General features: G+C 64.9%; 24 protein-coding genes. 10 read left to right on the plus strand and 14 right to left on the minus strand.

From position 1 onward, the window contains the following. Positions 1 to 192: 192 nt before the first annotated feature. Positions 193 to 684: a tetratricopeptide repeat protein gene (locus LSO07_RS18320; RefSeq protein ID WP_151096205.1), complete on the minus strand. Its 492-nt coding sequence runs from the start codon at positions 682 to 684 to the stop codon at positions 193 to 195. After that, positions 681 to 2,714, minus strand: a complete 2,034-nt coding sequence (locus LSO07_RS18325) for a bifunctional 2',3'-cyclic-nucleotide 2'-phosphodiesterase/3'-nucleotidase (protein ID WP_151096207.1) — start codon at positions 2,712 to 2,714, stop codon at positions 681 to 683. Before LSO07_RS18325 ends, LSO07_RS18320 begins: the two co-directional genes overlap by 4 nt. On the opposite strand from LSO07_RS18325, the gene LSO07_RS18330 reads away from it, so the two are divergent. The 4 genes from LSO07_RS18330 to lysS all read left to right on the plus strand — a co-directional run bounded on the left by LSO07_RS18330 (position 2,709) and on the right by lysS (position 6,267). After that, complete coding sequence (locus LSO07_RS18330; protein WP_191909716.1) at positions 2,709 to 2,879, plus strand: hypothetical protein; 171 nt, start codon at positions 2,709 to 2,711, stop codon at positions 2,877 to 2,879. The genes LSO07_RS18325 and LSO07_RS18330 overlap by 6 nt on opposite strands. Positions 2,880 to 2,916: 37 nt before the next feature. Next, positions 2,917 to 4,021 (plus strand): peptide chain release factor 2 gene (gene prfB / locus LSO07_RS18335; protein ID WP_115057524.1). Its coding sequence is split into 2 segments (ribosomal slippage): positions 2,917 to 2,997 and positions 2,999 to 4,021, totalling 1,104 coding nucleotides; the frame shifts between segments, so codons are not numbered across the junction. 2 nt (positions 4,022 to 4,023) lie between these two features. Continuing rightward, positions 4,024 to 4,719 carry an HAD family hydrolase gene (locus LSO07_RS18340; RefSeq protein WP_151096209.1) on the plus strand — a complete coding sequence of 232 codons (696 nt, stop codon included), beginning with the start codon at positions 4,024 to 4,026 and terminating at the stop codon, positions 4,717 to 4,719. A gap of 18 nt (positions 4,720 to 4,737) precedes the next feature. After that, the gene (gene lysS, locus LSO07_RS18345) at positions 4,738 to 6,267 is read left to right on the plus strand and encodes a lysine--tRNA ligase (RefSeq protein ID WP_070254181.1); all 1,530 of its coding nucleotides are present in this window, start codon (positions 4,738 to 4,740) and stop codon (positions 6,265 to 6,267) included. 72 nt (positions 6,268 to 6,339) lie between these two features. Here the strand turns inward: lysS and LSO07_RS18350 are convergent, their stop codons facing one another. The 11 genes from LSO07_RS18350 to ppnN all read right to left on the minus strand — a co-directional run bounded on the left by LSO07_RS18350 (position 6,340) and on the right by ppnN (position 16,906). Then, entirely contained in the window at positions 6,340 to 7,341 is a 1,002-nt protein-coding gene (locus LSO07_RS18350; protein ID WP_151096211.1) for a Gfo/Idh/MocA family protein, read from the minus strand. 12 nt (positions 7,342 to 7,353) lie between these two features. Continuing rightward, entirely contained in the window at positions 7,354 to 8,370 is a 1,017-nt protein-coding gene (locus tag LSO07_RS18355; RefSeq protein ID WP_151096212.1) for a porin, read from the minus strand. A 27-nt stretch (positions 8,371 to 8,397) separates the two neighbouring features. Beyond that, complete coding sequence (locus LSO07_RS18360) at positions 8,398 to 9,357, minus strand: 2-hydroxyacid dehydrogenase (protein ID WP_034782942.1); 960 nt, start codon at positions 9,355 to 9,357, stop codon at positions 8,398 to 8,400. A gap of 19 nt (positions 9,358 to 9,376) precedes the next feature. Further along, positions 9,377 to 10,351, minus strand: coding sequence for a sugar kinase (locus LSO07_RS18365; protein ID WP_225317348.1), 975 nt, complete (start codon positions 10,349 to 10,351; stop codon positions 9,377 to 9,379). Then, complete coding sequence (locus LSO07_RS18370) at positions 10,348 to 11,094, minus strand: sugar phosphate isomerase/epimerase family protein (protein WP_151096213.1); 747 nt, start codon at positions 11,092 to 11,094, stop codon at positions 10,348 to 10,350. Before LSO07_RS18370 ends, LSO07_RS18365 begins: the two co-directional genes overlap by 4 nt. After that, the gene (locus tag LSO07_RS18375; RefSeq protein WP_151096214.1) at positions 11,091 to 11,825 is read right to left on the minus strand and encodes an amino acid ABC transporter ATP-binding protein; all 735 of its coding nucleotides are present in this window, start codon (positions 11,823 to 11,825) and stop codon (positions 11,091 to 11,093) included. Before LSO07_RS18375 ends, LSO07_RS18370 begins: the two co-directional genes overlap by 4 nt. Beyond that, on the minus strand, positions 11,812 to 12,462 hold the full coding sequence (locus tag LSO07_RS18380; protein ID WP_151096215.1) for an amino acid ABC transporter permease: 651 nt from the start codon (positions 12,460 to 12,462) through the stop codon (positions 11,812 to 11,814). Before LSO07_RS18380 ends, LSO07_RS18375 begins: the two co-directional genes overlap by 14 nt. A 1-nt stretch (position 12,463) precedes the next feature. Beyond that, positions 12,464 to 13,156, minus strand: a complete 693-nt coding sequence (locus tag LSO07_RS18385; protein ID WP_151096216.1) for an amino acid ABC transporter permease — start codon at positions 13,154 to 13,156, stop codon at positions 12,464 to 12,466. Positions 13,157 to 13,247: 91 nt separating this feature from the next. Then, complete coding sequence (locus LSO07_RS18390; protein WP_092605401.1) at positions 13,248 to 14,054, minus strand: transporter substrate-binding domain-containing protein; 807 nt, start codon at positions 14,052 to 14,054, stop codon at positions 13,248 to 13,250. 210 nt (positions 14,055 to 14,264) lie between these two features. Beyond that, the gene (locus tag LSO07_RS18395; RefSeq protein ID WP_151096217.1) at positions 14,265 to 15,332 is read right to left on the minus strand and encodes a LacI family DNA-binding transcriptional regulator; all 1,068 of its coding nucleotides are present in this window, start codon (positions 15,330 to 15,332) and stop codon (positions 14,265 to 14,267) included. A 203-nt stretch (positions 15,333 to 15,535) separates the two neighbouring features. Beyond that, positions 15,536 to 16,906, minus strand: a complete 1,371-nt coding sequence (gene ppnN / locus LSO07_RS18400; RefSeq protein ID WP_034782951.1) for a nucleotide 5'-monophosphate nucleosidase PpnN — start codon at positions 16,904 to 16,906, stop codon at positions 15,536 to 15,538. A gap of 401 nt (positions 16,907 to 17,307) precedes the next feature. Here ppnN and LSO07_RS18405 point away from each other — a divergent pair, with 401 nt between their 5' ends. The 4 genes from LSO07_RS18405 to LSO07_RS18420 all read left to right on the plus strand — a co-directional run bounded on the left by LSO07_RS18405 (position 17,308) and on the right by LSO07_RS18420 (position 21,656). Beyond that, on the plus strand, positions 17,308 to 18,723 hold the full coding sequence (locus tag LSO07_RS18405; protein WP_442905260.1) for a peptide MFS transporter: 1,416 nt from the start codon (positions 17,308 to 17,310) through the stop codon (positions 18,721 to 18,723). 130 nt (positions 18,724 to 18,853) lie between these two features. Continuing rightward, on the plus strand, positions 18,854 to 19,546 hold the full coding sequence (locus LSO07_RS18410; protein ID WP_034782953.1) for a UPF0149 family protein: 693 nt from the start codon (positions 18,854 to 18,856) through the stop codon (positions 19,544 to 19,546). A gap of 12 nt (positions 19,547 to 19,558) precedes the next feature. Beyond that, on the plus strand, positions 19,559 to 21,262 hold the full coding sequence (locus LSO07_RS18415; protein ID WP_151096219.1) for a hypothetical protein: 1,704 nt from the start codon (positions 19,559 to 19,561) through the stop codon (positions 21,260 to 21,262). Positions 21,263 to 21,275: 13 nt separating this feature from the next. Then, a complete protein-coding gene (locus LSO07_RS18420) occupies positions 21,276 to 21,656 on the plus strand; it encodes a hypothetical protein (RefSeq protein WP_151096220.1) in 381 nt (126 codons plus the stop codon). Between the two features lie 9 nt (positions 21,657 to 21,665). Here LSO07_RS18420 and LSO07_RS18425 read toward each other — a convergent pair whose 3' ends face one another. Next, positions 21,666 to 21,893 carry a hypothetical protein gene (locus LSO07_RS18425; RefSeq protein WP_034755374.1) on the minus strand — a complete coding sequence of 76 codons (228 nt, stop codon included), beginning with the start codon at positions 21,891 to 21,893 and terminating at the stop codon, positions 21,666 to 21,668. 146 nt (positions 21,894 to 22,039) lie between these two features. On the opposite strand from LSO07_RS18425, the gene LSO07_RS18430 reads away from it, so the two are divergent. Together LSO07_RS18430 and LSO07_RS18435 are read left to right on the plus strand one after the other, a co-directional pair. Then, positions 22,040 to 23,233: a hypothetical protein gene (locus LSO07_RS18430; RefSeq protein WP_151096221.1), complete on the plus strand. Its 1,194-nt coding sequence runs from the start codon at positions 22,040 to 22,042 to the stop codon at positions 23,231 to 23,233. Then, positions 23,226 to 24,155 (plus strand): AAC(3) family N-acetyltransferase, encoded by a 930-nt coding sequence (locus tag LSO07_RS18435; protein ID WP_191909717.1) that lies wholly within the window; start codon positions 23,226 to 23,228, stop codon positions 24,153 to 24,155. Before LSO07_RS18430 ends, LSO07_RS18435 begins: the two co-directional genes overlap by 8 nt. Positions 24,156 to 24,161: the final 6 nt, after the last annotated feature.

Consider the following 24,161-nt stretch of genomic DNA (forward strand, 5'->3'; position numbering starts at 1 on the left):
ACCAAGTTAATAAAAAAACCATATGACAAATATTGCCATACAATTTTTCAAAAAAACCAATAAGTACCGTCAAATGACAAACTATTGAAAGAAAATATAAGGAATAGCAATTATCACAAAGAATTAATGTTTCTGATCAAAAACAAATAATTCCTTCAATACATTCACCACCCCGGGTAGCCAGCGATGCTCTCAGGGCTCGGGCGCGCGGTGCCCCATCGCGTGCGTGGCCATCTTCAGGTACAGGAAGGACTGCTCCTCATTGTGCGCATACCCCATGCGGCCCTCCGCCAGGGCGACGGACTTCTGCTGCAGCGCTTCCGGGTATTCGAGGTCGCAGGCAGCGTCGAGCCAGTAGCGCGCCGTAGCTTCGTCGCTGTCCTGCAGCAGGTTCGCCACGATGAACATGGCCGGCGCCACGCCGCGTTGCGCGGCCAGTTCCAGCCAGCGCAGCGCGGCGGCGCCGTCCTGCGGGCCGCCCATGCCGTTCTTGTGCATCAAGCCCAGGTAGTATGCGGCAGGCCCGCTGCCCTGCCCCGCCGCGTGCTCGAACAGGGCGCGCGCCTGCGGCTGGGTCGCCTCGCCCGCGCGCATCAAGACCTTGGCCTGTGCCGTGGCATCGGGCGCTGCGGCTGCCACGGGGGACGCCAGCGCGGCGGCCAGCAGCAAATTTGCCAGCATCATTTCGACAAATCGAGCTGGTACAGCGCAAAGCCCTTGCCCGCACCATCATCAGGCTTCAGCTGCGTGACGTTATCGATGCCCGCCGCTTTCGCCAGCTCGATCACGTTCGGCGCCGAATGGAAGACCACCGGGCCTTGCGTGGCAACCTTGGCAAAGCGCCAGCTGCGCGCCGAGCCGTTTTTCGCGCGCGTCAGGTTTTTCTGCTGCGTGACGTAGGCGATCAACAGTTCGCGGTTGTTGTCGGGCGAGGCCACCACCGTCTTGCTGCCATCGAGGCCAGGGAAATTGCCGCCGCCGCTGGCGCGGTAGTTATTCGTCGCAATCAAAAATTCCTGGCTGGCTTCCGCCGGCTTGCCCTGGTACGTCAGGCCCTGGATGCGACGGCCCGGCGGCTGCGTGACGTCGATCTGGTAGCGTACGTCAGCGCTGGTGATGGCGTCGAAGTTGTAGCTCGGATGGGCCGTGTTGACCAGTTCCTGCGCTTCCAGCTTGTTCGGATCGATGGTGTTGAAGCGCTGCGCCGACTGTTCCAGCCAGGCTTTCAGCTCCGCGCCATTCATCTTCACGCCGTACAGCGCGTTCGGATACAAATACAGGTCGGCCGCATTGTTCAGCGCCACATTGCCCGCCTTGACGTCCGTGTAGTCGGACACGCCGGCCGAGCCGCTCTTGAACGGGGACGACATCGACAGCACCGGCAAGTGCGCGAATTGCGGCAAGTTCGCCTTGACGTAGGCGGCCAGATAGCCCGCCTGCGCCTGGTTCACCACTTCGATAGCGCTCACGTCGCCCACGTCGGCAAAATACGTCGACATGCGGAAGTCCGTGGCGCCGACGGGCGTCTGCACGTAGGCAATCGTCGCTGCGTGTTCTTCCGCCACCAGCCTGGCGATGGCCGGGTCAGGCTGGACGTAGCTCTTGTCCGCGTTCTGGATGCCGCGCGCTTCCACCGTGGTGGCGCTCTTGTCGACGGCCCACTGCTTGCCGTCGTGGCGCAGGCGCAAACCGATCACGCCCAGGTGCTTGCCCCACAAATTGGCCATCACGGTGGGCACCCCATTGACCAGGCCCTTGACCTTGTCGACGCCGGGCAGATTGAACTGCGGCACCGTGCTGGCCGCGTTCGGGAACAGCTGGTGCGAGTGGCCGATCAGCATGGCGTCCACGCCCGGCACTTGCGACAGGTAGTAATTGCCGTTTTCCATGGTGGGAGAATACGGGCTGTCATCGAGGCCGCCGTGCGAGATGGCCACCACCAGCTCGGCGCCCTTGGCGCGCATCTCGGGAATGAATTTTTCCGCCGTCTCGCGCACGCCCTGCGTATAGACGCGGCCTTCGAGCCAGCGCTTGTCCCAGGCCATGATGGTGGGCGGCGCAAAGCTGATGATGCCGACCTTCACGCTGCTCGTGATTGGCTGCCCATCGGGGCCGGTGGCCGTGATCTGCTTGGCGATGATGTGGTACGGCGCAAACAGGGGCTTGCCCGTCTTGACGCTGTAGACGTTGGCCAGCACTTGCGGGAACGCAGGACCGGCGCAGCGCGGCTTGCCGGCGTCGACGCTGTCGACGTCGAATTGGTTGCCCGTCACCTGGCTCAGGAACGCCAGGCCGTAGTTGAATTCGTGGTTGCCGATGCCGCCGCCATCGACCTTCAGCAAATTCATGGCCTTGTAGATGGCCAGGGTCTGGTCGCAGGCCAGCGGTTTCACGAGCGCCTGGTAGTCGGCCAGGGCCGTGCCCTGGATGGTGTCGCCGTTGTCGAGCAGAAGATTGTTCGGGAACTGCGCGCGCGCCTGGGCGATCAGCGCCGCCGTGCGTTCCAGGCCGATCGACGGTTCCGCCTGCAGCTTGTAATAGTCATAACTGAGCACATTCGCGTGCAAGTCCGTCGTCTCCAGCAGGGCCAGGGTGGCGCTGCTGCCCGCAGGCGCGGCGGCCGGCGGCTGGGCGGGAACATGGGCGGCGGGCGGCAAGGCGCCGCAGCCGGCCAGCAGCAGCGGTAACAGGGCGAGACGGGGAAATTGATGCATGATGTATTCCTGTGGAAAGACAATATCGCCAGCATCATACGCAGCACGGTAGCCATCATCAAGGCAAAAATATTGTCGCAAATACAGCAAAATCCTCATTTTATTGCCCCGTGCCGCATCGATTCGGCGCCGCCGGCATCAGAAACCGGCCGCGCTCGCGTATAATTCAGGGTTTGATTTCACCATAGAAGACCAGAACATTATGGAAGCCGAACGCATCAATATCATCTCCGCCCTGCTCAACGACCTGACGGTCCGCGAAGCCGAACTTCGGAGGTATCTTTGACTTCACTGTCAAGTCGGAGAAACTAGAGCAAGTCAACGAAGAGCTGGAAGATCCAACCGTCTGGAACGATCCCAAGCGCGCCCAGGACCTCGGTAAAGAGAAGAAGGCGCTGGAAGCCATCGTCTTCACCCTGGCCAAGGCCGATGCCGACCTGCGCGACACCCGCGACCTGTTCGACATGGCCCGCGAAGAAGGCGACGACGACACGCTCGAAGCGATCGAGCAGGACGTGCAGGAAATCCGCAAGGTCATCGAAAGCATGGAATTCCGCCGGATGTTCAACAATCCGATGGACCCGAACAACTGCTTCATCGACATCCAGGCCGGCGCCGGCGGCACGGAAGCCCAGGACTGGGCTTCGATGCTGCTGCGCCAGTACCTGCGCTATTGCGAACGCAAGGGCTTCAAGGTCGAAATCCTGGAGCAGTCGGACGGCGAGGTTGCGGGCATCAAGACGGCCACCCTGAAGGTCGAGGGCGATCACGCCTACGGCTTCCTGCGCACGGAAACGGGCGTGCACCGCCTGGTGCGCAAGTCGCCATTCGACTCGGCCAACGGCCGCCACACCTCGTTTACGTCGCTGTTCGTGTATCCGGAAGTCGACGATTCGATCGAGATCGACGTCAACCCGGCCGATATCCGCGTCGACACCTACCGCGCGTCGGGCGCCGGCGGTCAGCACATCAACAAGACCGACTCCGCCGTCCGCATGACCCATGCGCCGACCGGCATCGTGGTGCAGTGCCAGAACGACCGTTCGCAGCACCGCAACCGCGCCGAAGCGATGGAAATGCTGAAAGCGAAACTGTACGAGCATGAACTGCGCAAGCGCATGAGCGAGCAGCAAAAGCTGGAAGACTCGAAGACGGACGTGGGCTGGGGTCACCAGATCCGCTCCTACGTGCTGGACCAGTCCCGCATCAAGGACTTGCGCACCGGTTTCGAGACGGGCAATACCAAGGGCGTGCTCGATGGCGACATCGACGACTTCATTTCCGCCTCGCTCAAGCAAGGCGTATAAGGATGAACGCATCCGCTCCGGCGCAGCGCGCCTTCCTGTTCGACATGGATGGCACGATTGTCGACAACATGGCCTTCCACACGACATCGTGGCTGGCGTTCTTTGAACGCCACGGCCATGCGCTGGACGCGGACGCCTTTTTCCGCGACACGGCAGGACGGCAGGGACACGAAATCATCGCCAAGTACCTGGGCGAGGAAGCCGACCACGTTACCCTGCTGGCTGAAAAGGAAGTCGTCTACCGCGAACTGTATGGCCCGCACCTGGCCACGGTGCTTGGCTTCGACCGGCTGATCGCCAGCGCGCGCCAGGCTGGCGTGGGACTGGTGGTGGGCACGGCCGCGCCGGACGAGAATATCGAGTTCACGCTCGATGGCTTGGACCTGCGCCACCGCTTCGACGCCATCGTCGGCGCCGCCGACGTGGAACGGGGCAAGCCGCACCCGGACGTTTTCCTGAAAGGCGCGCTGCTGGCCGGCGCGCTGCCGCAAGACTGCATCGTCTTCGAAGACGCGCCCCTGGGCGTGGAAGCGGCGCGCCGTGCCGGCATGCGGGTCGTGGTACTCACCACCACCCTGCCGGCCGAAGCGTTTGCCGCCTTCGACAACGTCATTGCCATCGTGCCGGATTTCTCCTCGCTCGACGTCGACGCACTGTTTGCCAGCGTGGCGCCAGCGCTGGCACCACATCATCAATAATCACCAACGAAGAACACCATGACTACGGATATCCAAGAACAAGCCGCCGCCCCCGATGAAAACAAGATCATCGCCGAGCGCCGCGTCAAGCTGGCAGCACTGCGCGAACAAGGCGTCGCCTTCCCGAACGATTTCCGCCCCGAGCACAAGGCGGCCGATCTGCATGCGCAATACGGCAGCAAGACGCGCGAAGAGCTGGAAGCCGAACCTGTCACCGTGGTGCTGGCCGGCCGCATGATGCTCAAGCGCGAAGCGGGCAAGAAAGCCGCTTTCGCCACCCTGCAGGACGCTTCCGGCCCGAAAGCCGACGGCCGCATCCAGATCTACGCCACGCTGGATCTCACCGGCGAAGCAGCCATGGCCGCCCTGCACCACTATGACCTGGGCGATATCCTGGGCGTGACGGGCACGCTGTTCAAGACCAAGACGGACGAACTGACCATCAAGGTCACGGAACTGCGTTTGATCACCAAGTCGCTGCGCCCGCTGCCGGACAAATTCCACGGCCTGGCCGACCAGGAAACGAAGTACCGCCAGCGCTACGTCGACCTGATCATGAACGAAGAGACGCGCCGCACCTTCAAGGCGCGTACCGCCGCCATCTCGTCGATCCGCCGCTTCATGGAAAAGAACGAGTTCATGGAAGTGGAAACGCCGATGCTGCACACGATCCCGGGCGGCGCGGCGGCAAAGCCGTTCATCACGCACCACAATGCGCTGGACATGCAGATGTTCCTGCGCATCGCGCCCGAGCTGTACCTGAAGCGCCTGGTCGTGGGCGGCTTCGACCGCGTGTTCGAGATCAACCGCAACTTCCGCAACGAAGGCGTGTCGATCCGTCACAACCCTGAATTCACGATGATGGAATTCTACGCGGCCTACACCGACTACAAATGGCTGATGGACTTCACGGAAGCCGTCATCCGCCAGGCCGCCATCGACGCGCACGGCACCGCCACCCTGACCTACGGCGGCCGCGAGCTGGACCTGGCAAAACCGTTCCACCGCCTGACCATCGTCGAAGCGATCAACAAGTATGCGCCGGGCTACACGCCGGAGCAGTTGAACGATGCGGAATTCATCAAGGAAGAGCTGAAGAAGTTCGGCGTCAAGCCGTTCGCCACGGCCGGCCTGGGCGCGCTGCAACTGGCGCTGTTCGAAGAAACGGCTGAAGCGCAGCTGTGGGAACCAACCTACATCATCGACTACCCGGTCGAAGTGTCGCCACTGGCGCGCGCTTCCGACACGGTGGCCGGCATCACCGAGCGCTTCGAGCTGTTCATGGTGGGCCGCGAAATCGCCAACGGCTTCTCCGAATTGAACGATGCGGAAGACCAGTCGGCCCGCTTCCTGGCGCAAGTGGCCGCCAAGGACGCCGGCGATGAAGAGGCGATGTTCTACGACGCCGACTACATCCGCGCGCTGGAATACGGCATGCCGCCAGCCGGCGGCTGCGGCATCGGTATCGACCGCCTGATGATGATCATCACGGATTCGCCGAACATCCGCGACGTCCTGCTGTTCCCGCATTTACGCCGCGAAGAGTAATCACGGACGCAAGCCGATAAAAAGCCGCCTGGTCTTGCGATCAGGCGGCTTTTTTACGTCTGCGGCCGGCCGTCAGTCGGCCAGGGTCACGCGCTGGTGGCTGCGGCTGGCCTGCTGCGCCGCCAATGCCGTGGCCAGCGCGCGCATGCCGTCGTCGCCGGTGGCGGCAGGCTGCCCTTCGCCGCGCATGGCGCGCTGGAAGGCGCGCACCGAGCGCACGTACAGGTTTTCATGCTCGACGGGGATGTCGACGCTGCCACCGTCGCGCGTCAGGCAAATGCTGCCGACGGGGCGCTGCGTCATCACGCCGGTGGCGAAGATGGTGCCCTTGCTGCCGATGATTTCCACGCCGGACAGCGAATGCGGCGCGTTGAACGCGTCGTGCACCTGCACCAGGGTGCCGTTGTCGAACTCGATGACGGCCATCAGGCCCTCTTCCAGCCCGGCCACCGTCATGCCGCCGCTGGTGGCGCAGGCCGTCACGTGGCGCGGCTCCGAGTCCAGCAGGAAGCGCAGGGTGTCGACGTCGTGCACGAACATGTCGAGCGTGACGCCGCCCGACTCCGGCGCGTCCAGGCGCCAGCCGCGCAGGTGCTGCGGCAGGTTGTTCGCGTGCAGCACGCGGCAATACAGGGGCTGGCCGATCTCGCCCGCGCGTATCAGCTCGCGCACCTTGCCGTGGCTGGCGGCGTTGCGCAGGTGGTGGTTAATCCCCAGCACCACGCCCGCTTCAACGCAGCCGTCCACCATGCGGCGGGCGTCGTCCAGGTTCAGCGCCAGCGGCTTCTCGCACAGCACGTGCTTGCCGGCGCGCGCTGCTTGCAAGGTTTGCGCCATGTGCAACTCGTTGGTGGTGCTGATGTACACGGCGTCCGCGCCCGGATGGGCCAGCGCCGCATCCAGGTCCGTGTAGCTGGCGCCGATGCCGAATTGCGCGGCAAAGGCGGCGCCGCGCGCGGCGTCCCTGCTGACCACGGCCAGCACTTCGGCATCGCCCTGCTGGCGGATCGCGTCAACCATCCATTCGCGTGCCACGGTGCTGGCGCCCACCAAAATCCATCCGATCTTCTTCATTCGATTCTCCCGTTAAAAAGTGTGGCGCAGGCCGAGGTTCCAGGCCTGGTTGCCGGTGCCGTTGTCGGTGGCATTGCCCACCACATAGGCGGCGCCGTTGCGGTTGTCGATATGCGCGTAGGCGGCATACAAGGTGCTGCGCTTCGACAGCGCATAGGTGTAGCCGATGCCGACCTGGGAAGCGTCGCCGTTGGCGGCGCGCCGGTCGTCGCGCCGCACGTACGAGAACAGGACGCGGTGCGGGCCCACCGGCAAGGTGGCGCCCAGCATCAGGTCCGCGCTGTCGACCGTGGTGGCCGCGCCCGCCGTGCTCTTGCTGACGGCCACGGCGCCATGCGCCTTGACCACGCCAAAGTCCCAGGTGGCGCCCAGCACCGTGTTGCGCGCCCTGCCCGCCACCAGCGCGCTGGATATGGTGTTGGCATCCTGGTGCGCCATGCGCACGTACAGCGGCCCGCTGGCATAGGTGGCCGCCGCGCCCGTGTAGCGCTTAGCCGAAGCGTCGCCGGGCACTTCGCCGAAACCGTACGCCAGTTCACCGGAAAGGCCGCCGCGCACGGGCGAGCTGTAGGTGATGCTGTTGTCGACCCGGCTGATGTAGCCGGCCGTGAAGACGTTGCTCATCCTGCCTGCAAAACCCAGGTAAAACGGGTCCAGCGCCCCCAGGCTGCTGTCGATGAACGTGTACTGGCGGCCCAGCCGCAGCGTGCCCGCCGCGCCGCCCAGGCCGACGAAGGCCTGGCGCCCGAACAGCAGGCCGCCCTGGGCCGAAGCGCCCGTGTCGGCCAGGATGCCCGCATCCATCGTGAACAGCGCCGTCAAGCCGCCGCCCAGGTCTTCGCTGCCCTTGAAACCGAGCCGCGAGCCGTTGGCGATGCCGCTGGTCAGCTTGAGCACCCTGCCCCCGGGGCCGCCGCTCTCGGACACCACCCCCATGTCCATGATGCCGTACACGGCCACGTTCGACTGCGCGCAACACAGGCCGCTGCCGGCGCCAATGATCATTGCCCCTACTACCTTCTTCTTCATCTCTTTCCCTGTCTGTGGATACTGCGCTTAGCTCACCAGATGGCGCGGACGCTCGCCGCGCAGGCCGGCCAGCAGGTTGTCCACTGCCTGCTGCGCCATGGCGTAGCGCGTTTCGTGCGTGGCCGAGCCGATGTGCGGCAGCGCCACCACGTTGGCCATGCCCGGCAGCGGATTGTCCGGCGCCAGCGGTTCGCGCTCGAACACGTCAAGACCGGCGCCGTGGATGGCGCCCTGCTGCAGCGCCTCGATCAGCGCCGCCTCGTCGACGATGCGCCCGCGCGAACCGTTGATGAAGATGGCGCCGGGGCGCATCAGCGCGAACTCGCGCCGGCCCATCATGCGTTCCGTCTGCGCCGTCAGCGGCAGCACCACGCAGACGAAGTCCGACCCGGCGAGCAAGTCGTCGAGCGCCACCTGGCGCGCGCCCAGCGCCGCCTCCACCTCGGGCACCGCTTCGCCATTCACGTACAGCACCTGCATGCCGAAGCCCAGCGCGGCGCGGCGGGCGACGGCGCGGCCGATGCGGCCCATGCCCAGCATGCCGATGGTCTTGCCATGCACATTGACGCCGTACTGGCTTTCGCCCACGCTGCGCGTCCAGCGTCCGGCCTTGACGAATTCGGCCAGTTCGACGACGCGCCGCGCGCTGGCGAGGATCAGCGCGAAGATCGTGTCCGCCGTCGTTTCCGTCAGCACGTCGGGCGTATTGGCCAGCAAGATGCCCCGTTCGCGCAGGTAATCCACGTCGAACTGGTCGACGCCCACGGAAATGGTGGAAATGATGCGCAGCTCTTCCGCCGGGTCCAGAAGTTCGCGGTCCAGGCGCACGCTGGCGCCCAGCAAGCCGTGCGCGCCGCGGATGGCGGCCGCGAATGCGGCGCGGTTGCCCGCATCGATCGCCTCAAAATACGTCACCTCGCATTCGGCACGCAGGCGCGCCAGCAGCGGCTCGGCCAGCTTTTTATACACAACCACATGTTTTTTCACGAATTTTCCCCTGTTCGGTTCAAGATGGGACCAGCGCGTCGAGCTGGGCGCGGGTCGGCAAGCCTTCCATGTCGCCGGCCACCTGGATGGCGAAGGCGCCGACCCGGTTGCCGCGCCCTACCGCCTGCGCCAGCGGCAAGCCTTCCAGCAAGGCGCTGACCAGGCCGGCCGCGAAGCCGTCGCCGGCGCCCACCGTGTCGACCACGTTGGCCACGCGCTCGCCCGGCACCATGCCGCTGTCGCCATCGGCCGTGCGGTAATAGGCACCCTCGGCGCCCAGCTTGATGACCACCAGCCGCGCGCCCTGCTGCAGATAAAAGCCGGCGACGTCGTGCGGCAGGTCGTGGCCGGTGAGGATTTTCCCCTCCCCCAGGCCGGGCAGCACCCAGTCCGCCTTGGCGGCGAGGCGGTTGATCTGTTCGACCATCACGGCTTGCGACGGCCACAGCGAGGGCCGCAGGTTCGGGTCGAACGATACGCTCCGGCCGTTGGCGCGCATGAAGTCGAGGGCCTGGCCGGCGAACGCCAGGCTGGTCTCGGACAGCGCCGCGGCCACGCCCGTGGCGTGCAGGTGGCGCGCGGACAGGAAATAGGCGGGGTCGAAATGCTCGGGCGCCAGCCGGCTGGCGGCGGAACCCTTGCGGAAGTATTCGACCAGCGGATCGGCGCCGTTCTCGGCCTTCTCCTTGAGCAGGAAGGCGCTGGACTGGCCGGCGACGGTGACGACCCGGCTGCAATCGACGCCTTCGGCCTGCACGCTGGCGCGGATGAAGCGGCCGAACGAGTCGTCGCCCACCCGGCTCAGCCAGCCGACGCGCAAGCCCAGGCGCGCCAGGCCGATGGCGACATTCGTCTCGGCGCCGGCCAGGCGGCGCGTGAAATGCGCCACGGCCGCCAGGTCGCCCGTTTCCTCGGCAACGAACATCGCCATCGCCTCGCCGTAGGTGACGACATCGAGCGCGTGCTCCCCTTGCAGCATTTCGTGTTTGATCATGCGGCCTCCAGGATTTGAATGTAGCGGCCCGTCTCGGCCACCAGGTCGGCGCCCTCGAGCGGGAATTCGATGGCCCGCTGCACGCCCGGCGCGAAATGCGCGAAGACGGCGCGCCAGGCCGGATCGGCCTCGGAAACGGCGCAGGCGGACAACCGCCCCCCGTCATCGATGACAGCCTTGCAGTGCACATAGCGCACGTACGGCGCCAGCAGGCGCGCCGCCTGCTGCGCATCCTCGCCCACCCAGCGCCAGTTGCCGATGTCGAAGGTCAGCCCCACCGGCAGCCCGCCTTCGCGCGCCGCCGCCAGGAAGCGCGCCATCGTCGCCAGCCTGCCGCCATGGGCCGTCTGGTCGTTTTCCACCAGCAGCGCCACGGGCGCGGCCGCCAACAAAGCGTTCAAGGCCTGCAGCTCCGGCGCGGCCGGGTAATGGCCGAGCGACACCTTCAGGTAGCGCGCGCCCAGGCGCGCCGCCTCGTCCAGCATCTGCTGCAGCAGCGCGTGCTGCAGCAATCCGTCCGCGCCCCACAATTCGACGGGCGTGGAATACACGCAGTACAGGCCCCGCGCGGCCACCGCCGCGCCCATGCGCGCCAGGTCCGGCAAGTCGGAAGTAAACAGTTCGCGGCGGATCTCGATGCCGGCGCCCCCCGCATCGGCCACCACGTCGATGAAATGGCTTTGCCCCAATTGCCGTACCCTGCTTGCGCCATAGGCCGACGCCGCCACCAGAACGGGGCTCACTTGATCGCTCCCGCGCCGACGAACTGGCGCGCTTCGGGCGTTTGCGGGTTGCTGAAAAAGGCCTCCGAAGGCCCGCTCTCCCACACCGTCCCCTGGTGCATGAAGACGGTGACGTCGGCCATGCGCCGCGCGAACTCCATCTCGTGCGTCACCAGCAGCATCGTCATGCCGGCCTGCGCCAGCTCTTCCATCACCTTCAGCACTTCCTGCGTCAGCTCGGGGTCGAGCGCCGACGTCACTTCGTCGAACAGCATCACTTGCGGCTCCATCGCCAGCGAACGGGCGATCGCCACGCGCTGCTGCTGGCCGCCCGACAGCTGCTCGGGATAGGCTTCGCGCTTGTGGTCCAGGCCCACCTGCTTGAGCACGCGCAGCGCCGTGGCGCGGCCCTGGACATCGGGCACTTTCTTGACGATGCGCGGCGCCAGCATGACGTTTTCTTCCACGGTCAGGTGGGGGAACAGGTTGTAGCTCTGGAAGACCATGCCGACATCCTTGCGCAAGTCGAGCAGATGCTCCTGGCGCGCCGTCAGCGTATGGCCGGCCACGACGATGCTGCCGCTATCGATGGTTTCCAGGCCGTTGATACAGCGCAGCATGGTGCTCTTGCCGGAGCCGCTGCGGCCGATCACGGCGATCACCTGGCCCCGCTCGACGGCGAACGACACGCCCTTGAGCACATGGTTGGCGCCGAAGCTCTTGCTGATATGGTCGATTTCAACGATGGGCATGGAATTTCCTTTCCAGTGAATGGCTGTAGCGCGACAGCGGATAGCACAGCGCGAAGTAGATCAGGGCGACGACGGGGAAGACGATGAAAGGCAGGAAGGTCGCGTTGCTGACCAGTTGCCCTGCCCGCGTCAGTTCCACCACGCCGATGATCGAGGTGATCGAAGTGTTCTTGATGATCTGCACCATGAAACCCACCGTCGGCGGCAGCGAATGGCGCAACGCCTGCGACAGGATGACGTAGCGCAGCTGCTGGTAGCGGTTCAGCGCCAGCGCGGCCGATGCTTCCCACTGCTGCCGCTGCACGCCTTCGATGCAGCCGCGCCAGATCTCGCCCAGGTAGGCGCTGGCAAAGAGCGTCATCGCCGCCCCCGCCGCGATGATTGGCGACAGCTTGTAGCCGAACAGGGCCAGGCCGTAATAGGTGAGAAACAGCACGATCAGCACGGGCGTGCCCTGGATCAGCTGGATGTACAGGGCGCTGATGCAACGCAGGACGGGACTGCGCGCCGTGCGCAGCAGCGCCACGGCAAAGCCGGCGATGCCGCCCGTGATGAAGACGATCAGCGACAGGCCGATGGTCCAGCGCGTGGCCTCGAGCAGGAATTGCAGGTTATCCCAGGAAAAATCACTGATCATGTCATGCTCCCATGCGCACCGCGCCCAGACGGCGGCGGCGTTTGAAGACGATCTGGCCCAGCACCCAGAAGCCGAAGCGGAACAGCAGGGCCAGCAGGATGTACAGCACCATCACGACGATGTAGATCTCGAAGCTGCGGAAGGTTTCCGCGTCGAGCAGGTGGGCAGTGGCGGTCAGCTCTTCGGCGGAAATGGCCGACACGACGCTCGAGGCGAGCATCATCAGCGTGAACTGGCTGGCCAGCGCCGGATACACTTTTTCCAGCGCCGGCAGCAGCACCACGTGGCGCATCACCTGCCAGCGCGTCATGCCCAGCGCCTGCGCCGCCTCCAGCTGCGACGGATGCACGGCGCCGATACCGGCGCGCACGATTTCCGCCGCATAGGCGCCCAGGTTGACCGTCATGGCGACCAGCGCGGCGCCGTTCGCGTCGAGCTGCAGGCCCAGCGACGGCAAGCCGAAATAAATGATGAACAGCTGCACCAAGAACGGCGTGCTGCGGATGATCTCGACATAGGCGCGCACCACCGCGCGGGCATAGGCGGGACCGTTCTTCAGGATGACGGCGGCGCAGACGCCCACCGCCAGCCCCAGCACCATAGCCAAGGCGCTCAGGCGTATCGTCAGCGCCGCACCCCACAACAGGCGGTCCAGCGATTGCATGACGAGTTCGAAATGAAATTCATACGGCATACTCAACTCCTTTTCTACGTGCGCATCCCCGGCGACGCCACCATGGCGGCGCGCCGTGCGGACAAACACTCTCCCTGTGCGGGTGGCGGTATCAGAAGGTCGGCAGCGCTGGCAGCGGCGCGCCGCTCCACTTGCGCGCGATGGCGTCGAGTTCGCCGTTCAGCTTGACGTAGTAGATGAAGTTGTTGAGCCACTGGTGCAGTTCGAAGTCGCCGCGGCGCACCGCCATCGAGTTCGGTTGCAGCGAGTACGCGAAGCGGACCTCGATCTTGCCCGCACCGCGCGTCTTGATGATGTCGAGCGCCATCGTGCTGGGGATCGAAACGGCATCGACCTGCTTGCTGAGCAAGGCCTGGGTGACGGTGGCGTCATCCTCGAAACGCACGATGCTGGTGCCGGCCGGCGCCATGCGGCTCAGCGCCGTGTCATTCGTGGTGCCGCGCGTCACGCCCACCTTCTTGCCTTTCAGGTCGGCCAGGGCCTTGAGTTTGCCGCCGACCGGCGCGACGATGGCCAACTCAAATGCGCTGTAGGGCATGGTAAACATCAGGGTCTTGGCCCGTTCCGGCGTGGGCGCCAGGGTCGCCACGAGAAAATCGACCTTGCCCGATTCCAGCGACGGCACGCGCGACGGCGCCGTCAGGGGCACCACTTCCACGGGCAGGTTCAGGTATTTGCCGATCAGGTTGGCGACGTCGACGTCATAGCCGACGGGCACGCCCTTGGCGTCGATGCTGCCAAACGGCGGCGTGCCGCTGACCACGCCGATGGTCAGCTTGCCTTTCTTGATCAGGTCGCCAAGCGTCTGGGCGCCGGCGTCGGCGGCCGCGCCCAGGGCGCACGTGGCTGCCAGTGCGCAAGCCAGTATTTTCGAATAGAACAGTGTGGTCATCTTCATGTTTCCGTCTCCTGTGATCCCGGTACCGGCCTCGTCGAGGCGCTTCCGGGAATATTGTCAAATGGACGATTCAGATCGTCTCTTGCCGTGTTGTACCAACCTCCTGCCATTGCCCTGCCTTGCCGATTCATGCCCCTTTCCAGTGAAAACACCTTTTATGAAACCGGTTCCATTGCTTACCCAAAAAAAAGGGCAAACGCCCTCTTCCCGTCAATCGCCGTCCTTGCGCACTTCGCTACCCTGGGTAGAATTGCGCACAATCAGCTTGCCTGGCAACAGCACCTCGCGCGGCGGGCACTGATCGCCCTGCAGGCGCGACAGCATGCACGTCATCGCCGAAAAGCCGATTTCATAGGTCTGCTGCTCGATCGTGCTCAGGCCAGCCAGCGGCGACCATGGCAATTCGTCAAAGCCCAGCAAGCCCACGTCTTGCGGCATGCGCAATGCAAGGCGTTGCAGCATCAGCGCCAGTTCCAGCGCGACCATGCCGTTCGATGCCAGCAGCGCCACGCGGCGGCCGCGCCACCGCGCCAGGCATTGCCGCACCTGCGCGTCGATGGAAGGCCGGTCGTCCAGGTCCACCGCCAGCACTTCGCCCACGCAGCCCGGATGCTCGGCCATCACGGACTGGAAACCGTCGGCGCGCATCAGGCGCGAACTGACCCCGGTCAAGGGCGGCGCGACAAAGGCGATGGCGTCGAAACCCTGCCCGATCAGATGCGCCGTGGCCAGCCGGCCAGCCTGCACATTGTCCAGGCCCACCAGGTCGAAATCGACGCCTTCGATGCGGCGGTCGACCAGCACAATGGGCATGCCCGCCTGCTGCAAGTCGGACGACTCGATATTGCGCCCCTGCGTGTTGACGATTAGCCCTTCCACGCTATACGAGCGCAGCGCGGCAAGCGACTGGCGCTCGCGCAGTTCGTCATTGCCGGTATTACACAGAATCAAGGTATAGCCATGCTGCTGGCAAGCCGCCTCCACGCCTTGCAGCACGGCCACCGTGTAGGGATTGAGCATGTCCGCCACGACCATGCCGATCAGGCGCGTGCGTCCACGCTTGAGGCCGCGCGCCATCTGGTTCGGCTGGTAGCCGAGGCGCGCGATGGTGCTGGTGATCTGCTGGCGGATGTTCTCGGACAGGGCATCGAGTTCGCCGCCGAGAAAGCGCGACACGCTCGTCTTCGACACGCCCGCCTCGCGCGCCACCTGGGCGATGGTCACGGGTCGGGCCGGCTCGCCGGAGACTGTTTTTTTGCTGCCGCGTACTGAATCCAAGGCTGCTCTCCACTACCTGTTGATATGCATATTTTTATTTTGGAACCGGTTCCAAAGATAGCACCCACGAATCGATGACGCAAGCAATTTGATTGCCTGTGGCGGCGAAGGAACACGATGGGGGCATGGCTGGGAACACGGATGAAAGGCGCCTCCCTCCCCTTGCACACGCAGGGGGAGGGCGGCGCTGCTTGAAAAACGACTTACTGGACCACGGTATAGCAAGGCACGTATGCCGTGCCCGCCAATTTCATGCGGTGCTGCGCCACAAAGGAAGCGAGCAGCGCATCCATCGGGCCGGCGATGGATTTGTCGCCGTGGATCTCGAAGTTGCCGTGCTCTTCGATCGAGCGGATGCCGTCATCCTTGACGTTGCCCGCCACCACGCCCGAGAACGCGCGTCGCAGCTGGGCCGCCAGCAAGTGCGTGGGCTGGTTCTTGTGCAGGCTCAGGTTGCGCATGTTTTCATGCGTGGGCTGGAACGGCTTCTGGAATTCGTGGTCGATCTTCAGCAGCCAATTGAAGTAATACGCGTCGCTGTGCGCCTTGCGGAATTCGCGCACCTGGCGTATGCCTTCGAGCATTTCGCGCGCCACCAGTTCCGGGTCGTCGATGATGATCTTGTAGCGCTGCTGCGCTTCCGGGCCCAGGGTGTCGCTGATGAACTGGTTGATCTGCACGAAGTACTCGCGCGAGGTTTCCGGGCCCGTGAAGATCAGCGGGAAAGGAATCTCGGCGTTGTCCGGGTGCAGCAGGATGCCGAGGATATACAAAATCTCTTCGGCCGTGCCGGCGCCGCCGGGGAACACGACGATGCCGTGGCCCGCGCGCACGAACGCTTCCAGGCGCTTCTCGATGTCCGGCATGATGACGAGGTCGTTGACGATGGGGTTCGGCGATTCGGCCGCGATGATGCCCGGCTCGGTGATGCCAAGGTAACGGCCATTGTGCAGGCGCTGCTTGGCGTGGCCGATGGTGGCGCCCTTCATGGGGCCCTTCATGGCGCCGGGGCCGCAACCGGTGCAGATATCGAGGCCGCGCAAGCCCAGCTGGTAGCCCACTTCCTTCGAATAATTGTATTCGGCGCGGTTGATCGAGTGGCCGCCCCAGCACACGACCAGGTTCGGGTTGAGCTGGGTTTGCAGCACGTTGGCGTTGCGCAGGATGTGGAAGACGGCGTCCGTCACGCCTTCCGTGCTCTGCAAGTCGAATTTCGGGTTGCCCGTCACTTCATCGCTGACGAAGATGATGTCGCGCAGCACGGCAAACAGGTGCTCGTGGATGCCCTTGATCATCTTGCCGTCGACAAAGGCGATGGCCGGCGCGCCCTTGATGTCGAGCTTGATGCCGCGCTCGCGCTGGATGATGGAGATTTCAAACGACTGGTAGCGCTCCAGCAGGGCCCGGCCATCGTCGATGGTGCTGCCGCAATTGAGCACTGCCAGCGCGCAGCGGCGGAAAGTGTTGTACAGGCCGCCCTGGCTGGTGTCGAGCAGTTTGTTGACTTCAGTCTTGGAGAGCACGTCCAGGCGGCCTTCCGGTGAAACCAGAGTATCGATAACGTCGTGTTCCATAATGCGAAAAATCCCTTTAAAAATCGATGCTCGAAGGTCTTGCAGCCTTAATATACGACAAGTCAGGCAAGTTGTGCTGTGCCGCCGCAAAATCGCCGGAGCCGCCCTTGCCTGCAAACCGGTTTGACTAATATGAAACAGTCATTCTTGCTAATGCGAATCGAAATCTTCGCTCAGCGCAATTTGTAGATTAGAATGCCAGCCTATTGGAATTCCCGTGCGTGAGGTTCTTCATGAGAGTCCCCGCCGCCCGCAGGCTTCCATAAGTTCGTTGTATCGATTGACTATAATAATTTTTCAGGAGGAACCGCATGAGCGGTGCGACTACGCCCAACAAGGAAGCCGTTATTCCCGAGTTCAAGCAGATTATGGGCCATCCAAGCCCATTGTGGATGTTGTTCATGACTGAATTCTGGGAACGCTTCGCGTTCTACGGAGTTCGCTGGGCGCTGGTACTGTACATCGTTGCCCAGTTCCACGGCGGCGACGGTTCGGGACAGGCTGCGGCCAACCTTACCTATGGTTCCTTCCTCGCGCTGGTGTACGCCGGCGCCCTGTTCGGCGGCTACATCGCCGACCGGGTCATCGGTTACCAGCGCTCCATCCTGCTGGGCGCCGTCTTCATGGCTGCCGGCCTGTTCTGCATCTCGGTACCGAACCAGGACATCTTCAACCTGGGCCTGGCCACCATGATCGTCGGTAACGGCATGTTCAAGCCGAACATCTCGACCATGGTCGGCAAGCTGTACACGACAGCCGATCCGCGCCGCGACAGTGGCTTCACGATCTTCTACATGGGTATCAACATGGGCGCCATGGTTGCCCCTGTCTTCACCCAGTGGCTGGCCGAGTCGATCTTCGGCACCAGCGCCATGCCTTCGTACAAGATGGTCTTCATGGCGTCCGGTTTCGGCATGCTGATCAGCCTGGTATGGTTCGCCATCGGCCGCCGCGCCCTGAAGGGCATCGGCGCTCCGGAAGCCGGCGCAGGCAGCCCGATGCGCGTCATCTGGGTGGCCGTCGGCTCCCTGTGCGTGATCCCGCTCGTGTATTTCCTGCTGACCGTCGGCGCTGAAAAGCTGCAAATCGTCCTGACCGCGCTGTTCATCGGCCTGGCCGTAATGCTGATGATCGAAGGCATACGCAACGGTAAAGTTGCGCGTGACCGCGTCATCGCCATGCTGCTGATCTTTGTCTTCAACATCCTGTTCTGGATGTTCTTCGAACAGGCAGGCAGCTCGTTTACCTTCCTGGCTGACAAGATCGTCAACCGCGACCTGGGCTTCTGGATCTTCCCGACCGCCTACTTCCAGACCGTCAACTCGGTCGCCATCATCGTCTTCGCGCCGATCATCGCCGCCGTCTGGGTCTTCCTGGCGCGCCACAACGTCAATCCTTCGATCCCGCGCAAATTCGGCCTGGGCTTGCTGGGCAATGCCCTGGCCTTCGGCCTGCTGATCTTCGCTCTGTCGAGCCTGGTTGGCGCCGATAACAAGATCCCGTTCTGGACCCTGGCCACCGTGTACGTGCTGCAATCGATCGGCGAGCTGTGCCTGTCGCCTATCGGCCTGTCGATGGTCACCAAGCTGGCGCCAGTACGCCTGGTCGGCCTGGGCATGGGCGGCTGGTTCTTGTCGACCGGTATCGGCAACAACCTGTCGGGCATCTTCGCCAGCCACGTCAGCGGCGAAAGCGGCATGTCGGTGCAATCGGCCCTGTCCGGCTACACCTTCGGCTTCTGGTCCCTGCTGGGCGCCGGCGTCGTGCTGTTCCTGATCGCACCGTTGATCAACAAACTGATGCACGGCGTGAAGTAAGTTTTCTGCCATAGCTGACAACGGCGGCCTGCGGGCCGCCGTTTTTCATTCCGGCGCCGTTTTTCCCATTGCCTGGCGGTACAATACCGCCAGGGCCAGCGGCCATCCACCCACATTACTGAAAAATCCCATGTCCAGCATCTCCACCACCTCGCCCCTCTCCGACGACGAATACGCCGAACTCGACACCCTGCTGGCCGCGCCCGCCCTGGCCAGCCGTGCCATGGACGTGTCGATGCTGGAAGGTTTTCTCACGGCCGTCGCCCTGAGCCCGAAACAGATCGCGCCGGAACAATGGCTGCCCTGGGTCTGGGACAAGGCTGCCGGCAGCGCCTTGCCGGCACAGGACGAGGCCAGCGAACGGGCGGCCAGCCTGGCGCAGCGCCACCATGCCTATATGGTCGAATGGCTGGCGAAAGACCCGGACAGTTTCGAGCCCATCTACGTATGCGGCCCCGAATGGAGCGTGCCCGCCTGGTGCGCCGGTTTTGTCCTTGGCACCAGCCTGGACAAACCGCAGTGGGCGGCCCTGGCCGTCAGCCACCCGCAATACCTGGCGCCGTTCCAGCACCTGGCCACGGCCGGCGAACTCGATGACGATGCGGCCGAAACGGCCATGGATGGCGTGATTCCTTCCGTGATCGCCATCAACGCGGCCTGGGCGCGCCAGCGCCACCTGAAAAGCCAGGCTCACAGCCAGCCCGGCGCCACCGTCCTGCGCGAAGTGCCGAAGACGGGCCGCAACGACCCGTGCCACTGCGGCAGCGGCAAAAAGTACAAGAAATGCTGCGCCGACGCCGATAGCGCGGCCAGCCAAGGCTAAGGCGACGCCAGCTTGCGCCAGCTGCTGACGGCCATCCTGCGCTTCCTGCTGCGCCACGCGCTGCAGTTCGCCCTGTTCATCGTCATCCTGCTGGCCGGACGCTTGCTGCTGGCCGAATGGCGCGCCTACAGCGCCAGCAGCGAGACCATCGCCGCGCTCAGGCTGGCCGCCGACGGCGCCGACAAGCATGGCGCTGGCCTGGCCGCCGCGGCCACGGCCCGCGTCAACGCCCTGCAAAAAACCTCACAAACGGCCATCACGGCCCGCCTGGCGCAAGTCCAGGCGCAATTGGCGGCCTTGCGCGCGCGGCAGCAGCCATCGCTGTTTACCCTGCCCCTGCCCGATACGGACACCCTGGCCCTGCACGCGCAGGAGGAAGCCGCGCGCCGCGTGGAGATCGAAGTGCTGGCGCAGGAAGCCCGTTATCTGACCGCCCTGCAAGCGGCGCTGAGCGGCGAGGATGCGCGGCAGACGCTGGCGCGCCTGCACGCGGAACACGTGAGCGCGTATGCGGCGCTGCAGCACAACCTGCGCCAGCGCCGGGAACTGGAAGCGCGGCACCCCGTGGCGGCCCGCCTGCCCGGCAGCGACGCTTACGCGCAGCTGTCGCTGCTTGAAGCGCAAGGCCAGCGCCTGCGCGAGATCAATCTGCAAGCCTACCAGGCCTGGGCAGCGCAGCGCGCGCGCACCGGCAACGCCACGACCGCCGCCCGCCCCGCCCCATTTGCCATCGACGAGCCAGCGCTGGCCGGCGCGCTGGCGCCCGTGCAAAAGGCCATCGCGGCGGGCGAAGGACAACTGGCGCGCAACTGGATCGCCCGCTGGCGCGCCCCCGTCATGGACGTGGCGCCCACGGCCGCCCTGCTGGTGCTGTCGGCCATCCTGCTGCCCGTCGCCATCAAGGCTTTCTTTTACTTCGTGCTGGCGCCTGTCGCTTCCCGTTTGCCGCCGCTGTCGATCGCGCGCGAACTGCAGCTGAATGGCAGCTCCCTGCCCCTGCCGCCGCATGGCGAATCGCGCATCTCCGCCGTGTCGCAGGCATTACAGCTAAAACCTGGGCAGCAGATGCTGATCCATCCCGAATACCTGCAATCGTCGCCCGTCAGCAGCACCAAGCGCACGCAGTGGCTGCTGGACTGGCGCTTCCCATTCACCAGCCTGGCCGCCGGCATGGTGGCGCTGACGCGGCTGGAAAGCGAAACGACGGCATCCGTGACGATTTCCGCCAGCGACGACCCGCTGCTGGAAGTGGCCGTCGTCCACCTGCCGGCCGGCAGCGCTCTCGTGTTCCAGCCACGGGGACTGGTCGGTTTAATCACCGATGCGGGCCAGCCTTTGGCGATCAGCAGCCACTGGCGCCTGGGCAGCCTGCACGCCTGGCTCACCCTGCAGCTGCGCTTCATCGTCTTTCGCGGCCCCGTCACCCTGATCGTGCGCGGCTGCCGCGGCGTGCGCCTGGAACGGGCCGGCCAGGGCCGCTCCATCAGCCAGTCCGCCACCCTGGGCTTTACCACCGACGTGCTGTATTCGACCCTGCGCAGCGAAACCTTCATCCCCTATTTGCGCGGCCAGCAGGCGTTGCTCAACGACCGCTTCGACGGCGACAACGGCGTCTACCTGTACGAAGAAACCCCGCGCCACGGCAAGCAGCCGGGCAAGGTGGGCAGCTGGTTCGAGGGTTTTACGGACGCCATATTGAAAGTGTTCGGCATCTAGCCAAGGAAACCATATGAACGACTTCCTGTTTGCCGATTTTCTCGAGGACCAGGCCGCCTATGCGGCGGCAGAGGCCTACTGGCAGGCTCGCCTGGCCTTCCTCGACGGGCAGTGCACGGCTTATCTGCGCACCGCGTTTGCCAATGGCCAGCCGTTTTATGACGGCAATCCCATCGTCAACCTGGCGGACAAGAACGCCGGCAAGGCGGCGCGCATCGTGCAGCAATGCCCGCATGAATGCGGCCACGGCTACACGAGCTTCGAGCAAGCCATCGAGCTGGTCGGCAGCGATGGGCACCGCCCGGCGCAGGAAAAGATCATCGTGCTGACCTTGACGCGGGAGACGGCGCAGCGCGCCGAGGATGAATTGCGTGCCTGGTTTGCGCCAGCGTAGGGCTGCCGGCTACGCCGCAATCGAATGCGACACCGTCAGCCACTCGCCCGGCTGCAGATTCGCCGCCGCCTCGCGCGTGGCCAGCACGCTGTCCGGGTCCAGGTCGGAGCGTTTCAGCTTGTAGGAATAGGCGAAATCGTCGGCATCGAATGCCTGTCCCGCCTTGACGTAGTACTTGAAGCCGACAAAGGAGTCGGGATTGGTGACGACCGAGTACTCAAGCGTGACATTGTTCATGGCGGGCCTCGTCAACGGTGGTGAGGCATCCATTATGCGTCAATTCCGGCGGCAGCGATGCGACGACAAAACCTTGCGGCAAGTCAATCGGCATAGCAGCTGCCGGCGCTACAGTAGCCGGAGCCAACCACCACGCCATCGCTGCCATGCGCACCTTGCTCACGAAGATCCGGAATACACTGGCGCCGCAGGCGAGCCTGCCGGCAGCGGCGCGCATGGAGCGCCTGTCGGACCGGCGCGGCTTGCCTGCCTTCGACCCCGGCCCGCAAGCCGTCGTCAAGGCCTGCACGGCCTGGCTATGCGCGGCGCAGGACAATTCCAGATCAAACGACGGCGGCGTCGCGCGCGACTACAGCCTGCAGACAGGCTGGTCGACCTCCTACCCGGAGACCACCGGCTACATCATCCCTACCCTCATCGCCCTGGCGCAGCGCACGGGCGACGAGGGTGGGGATGATGCGCTGCACGGGCGCGCGCGGCGCATGCTCGATTGGTGCGTGGCCATCCAGTTCCCGGAAGGCGGTTACCAGGGCGGGAAGATCGATTCCACGCCGCGCGTGCCCGTCACCTTCAACACGGGCCAGATCCTGCTTGGCCTGGCCGCCGGCGTGCAGGCGTACGGCGCGGCATACCAGGACGCCATGCACCGCGCGGCAAGGTGGCTGCGCGACAGCCTGGATGCCGATGGCTGCTGGCGCCGGCATCCGACCCCGTTCGCCAGCGCCGGCGACAAGGCCTATGAAACGCACGTGGCGTGGGGACTGTTCGAAGCGGACCGCGTCGCGCCGGGCCACGGCTATGGCGCGGCCGGCCTGCGCCAGGTCGACTGGGCGCTGACCAAACAGCGTCCCAACGGCTGGTTCGCCTCGAATTGCCTGGACAACCCGCTGCTGCCCCTGACCCATACCATCGGCTACGCCTTGCGCGGCCTGCTCGAAGCGCACCGTTTTTCGGCGCGCGCCGACCTGCTGGACGCCGCCGCGCGCACCGGAACGAGCATCGCCAGGGCCGTGGCGGCCGACGGCCACCTGGCCGGCCGCCTCGGTCCCGACTTTCAGCCAGGGGCCGGCTACGCCTGCCTCACGGGTTCCGCGCAAAACGCGCATTGTCTGTTCCTGCTGTACCAGATCACGGGCGAACGGCGCTACCTCGATGCGGCGCGCCGCCTGAATAGTTTCGTGCGGCGTTCGGTCAGCATCGACGGTCCCGCGCACGCGCGCGGCGGCGTCAAGGGCTCGTTTCCCGTCGATGGCGACTACGGCACCTGGGCTTACCTGAACTGGGCCGCCAAATTCTGCATCGATGCCAACCTGCTGGAAATGGACATCGGCGATGCTTGAACATGCAAGAAACGCCATCCACGCCGCGCTGGACGCATGGCGCCGTGCCGCCAGCGCCCGGCACATGCGCCACAGCGCGCCCCATGTGACGCGCCCGGGGTTGGCCGCCGGCCTGGCGCGGCTCGGCGTGGCGCCAGGCGATACGCTGTTCGTGCATTCATCGCTGAAAAGCCTCGGCTACGTGGAAGGCGGCGCGCTGGCCGTGATAGGCGCCCTGCAGGACGCCGTCGGCCCGCAAGGCACCCTGCTGCTGCCCACCTACTATCTGCCGGGCGGCACGCTGCGCGCCGCCTGCGCCATGCCAGGCTATGTGTTCGACCCGCGCCGCCATGGCACGCACATGGGGCGCCTGCCGGAAGCCTTCCTGGCCAGCGATGCGATCCATCGCAGCATCCACCCGACCCACTCCGTGTCCGCGTGGGGCCGCCATGCCGCCGAGCTCACCGAGGCGCATCACCGCGCGCCCTCGATCTTCGGCATCGACTCGCCCTGGCAGCGTTTCATCGGCTGCGACCACGCGAAGGTGCTGGGCCTCGGCATTTCCATGGGACCGGTGACGTTCTATCACGCGCTGGAAGACGCCATGGGCGACGCCTTTCCCGTGCCCGTATGGGAAGACGATACAAAGCTGCTGGTTTGCCTGGACCACGCGGGCCGTCGCTGGGAAGTGCCCGTGCGCCCTTTCGAGCCGGCAGTCGCGCAGCGCCGCATCGACCAGCCCGGCCGCGGCGACCTGCGCGATTACTTTCACCGGGAATTTGACGCCGCCGGCCTGCGCGTCAACGGGCAAGTGGGCGATGCGGCGTCGTGGTGCATTCCGGCGCAGGCGTTCTATGACCACCTGCACCGGCTGGCCATTGGGCACGTGACGATCTACGCGAGCGCGGCGCAACTGGCGGCGCGGCCCATCGGGCGCGCATAAAAAAAA

It is taken from the genome of Janthinobacterium sp. PLB04 (assembly GCF_021165895.1).
In the GTDB taxonomy this organism is placed as follows: Bacteria; Pseudomonadota; Gammaproteobacteria; order Burkholderiales; family Burkholderiaceae_D; genus Janthinobacterium; species Janthinobacterium lividum.